We start from the raw sequence: 2,479 nt of genomic DNA on the forward strand, positions 1-2,479 counted from the left end.
CTGCACTTCCACCCCCAGCCTATCTACCTCGTCGTCTTCAAGGGGTCTTACATACTGGGAAATCTCATCTTGAGGGGGGCTTCACGCTTAGATGCTTTCAGCGCTTATCCCGTCCGTACATAGCTACCCAGCGGTGCTCCTGGCGGAACAACTGGTACACCAGCGGTACGTCCATCCCGGTCCTCTCGTACTAAGGACAGCTCCTCTCAAATTTCCTACGCCCACGACAGATAGGGACCGAACTGTCTCACGACGTTCTGAACCCAGCTCGCGTACCGCTTTAATGGGCGAACAGCCCAACCCTTGGGACCTACTTCAGCCCCAGGATGCGATGAGCCGACATCGAGGTGCCAAACCTCCCCGTCGATGTGGACTCTTGGGGGAGATAAGCCTGTTATCCCCAGGGTAGCTTTTATCCGTTGAGCGATGGCCCTTCCATGCGGTACCACCGGATCACTAAGCCCGACTTTCGTCCCTGCTCGACTTGTAGGTCTCGCAGTCAAGCTCCCTTATGCCTTTGCACTCTTCGAATGATTTCCAACCATTCTGAGGGAACCTTTGGGCGCCTCCGTTACTCTTTAGGAGGCGACCGCCCCAGTCAAACTGCCCACCTGACACTGTCCCCGTACCCGCTGAGGGCACCAGGTTAGAACCTAGATACGATCAGGGTGGTATCCCAACGGTGCCTCCACACAAGCTGGCGCTCATGCTTCAAAGGCTCCCACCTATCCTGTACAGATCGTACCCAAATTCAATATCAAGCTGCAGTAAAGCTCCATGGGGTCTTTCCGTCTTGTCGCGGGTAACCTGCATCTTCACAGGTATTAAAATTTCACCGGATCTCTCGTTGAGACAGCGCCCAAGTCGTTACGCCATTCGTGCGGGTCAGAATTTACCTGACAAGGAATTTCGCTACCTTAGGACCGTTATAGTTACGGCCGCCGTTTACTGGGGCTTCGGTTCACAGCTTCGGATTGCTCCTAACCACTCCCCTTAACCTTCCAGCACCGGGCAGGCGTCAGCCCGTATACTTCGCCTTACGGCTTCGCACAGACCTGTGTTTTTGCTAAACAGTCGCTTGGGCCTTTTCACTGCGGCCCCCTCGTGCTATTCACACTACCGGGGCACCCCTTCTCCCGAAGTTACGGGGTCATTTTGCCGAGTTCCTTAACGAGAGTTCTTCCGCGCGCCTTAGAATTCTCTTCTCGCCTACCTGTGTCGGTTTGCGGTACGGGCACCTTCATCTGGCTAGAGGCTTTTCTTGGCAGTGTGAGATCATGACCTTCGCTACTGTAATTTTCACTCCCCATCACAGCTCAGCCTTACGATGTGCGGATTTGCCTACACATCAGCCTCACTGCTTGGACAGGCATCCATCAGCCTGCGTCACTACCCTACTGCGTCCCCCCATCGCTCGTAACGATTTACGGTGGTACAGGAATTTCGACCTGTTGTCCTTCGACTACGCCTTTCGGCCTCGCCTTAGGTCCCGACTTACCCTGAGCGGACGAGCCTTCCTCAGGAACCCTTAGGCTTTCGGCGGATCAGATTCTCACTGATCTTTTCGTTACTCATACCGGCATTCTCACTTGTATAATGTCCAGCGCTCCTTACGGTACACCTTCAACCCTTATACAACGCTCCCCTACCCCTGATGCAAAGCATCAAGCCATAGCTTCGGTGGTGTGTTTAGCCCCGTTACATTTTCGGCGCAGAGTCACTCGACCAGTGAGCTATTACGCACTCTTTCAATGGTGGCTGCTTCTAAGCCAACATCCTGGTTGTCTGTGCAACTCCACATCCTTTCCCACTTAACACACACTTGGGGACCTTAGCTGATGGTCTGGGCTGTTTCCCTTTTGACAATGGATCTTAGCACTCACTGTCTGACTCCCGGAAGTAAGTCTATGGCATTCGGAGTTTGACTGAGCTTGGTAACCCTTGCGGGCCCCGCACCCAATCAGTGCTCTACCTCCACGACTCTGTTTTCCGAGGCTAGCCCTAAAGCTATTTCGGGGAGAACCAGCTATCTCCGAGTTCGATTGGAATTTCTCCGCTACCCCCACCTCATCCCCGCATTTTTCAACATGCGTGGGTTCGGGCCTCCAGTGCGTGTTACCGCACCTTCACCCTGGACAGGGGTAGATCACCCGGTTTCGGGTCTACGTCCACGTACTACATCGCCCTATTCAGACTCGCTTTCGCTGCGGCTCCGGCTCTTCACCTTAACCTTGCACGGGAACGTAACTCGCCGGTTCATTCTACAAAAGGCACGCCATCACCCCTAAAACGGGCTCTGACTTTTTGTAAGCACACGGTTTCAGGTTCTATTTCACTCCCCTTCCGGGGTGCTTTTCACCTTTCCCTCACGGTACTGCTTCACTATCGGTCGCTAGGAAGTATTTAGCCTTGGCAGATGGTCCTGCCGGATTCATACGGGGTTTCACGTGCCCCGCACTACTCGGGATCCGTCTCGGAG

1 rRNA gene is annotated in these 2,479 nt (G+C 54.2%); it reads right to left on the minus strand.

Going from position 1 to position 2,479, the window contains the following annotated elements:
* Positions 1-2,479: ribosomal RNA gene (locus EC604_RS29280) — 23S ribosomal RNA — on the minus strand; the annotation flags it as partial.

The organism is Paenibacillus amylolyticus (assembly GCF_003719335.1).
Taxonomy (GTDB): Bacteria; Bacillota; Bacilli; order Paenibacillales; family Paenibacillaceae; genus Paenibacillus; species Paenibacillus amylolyticus_D.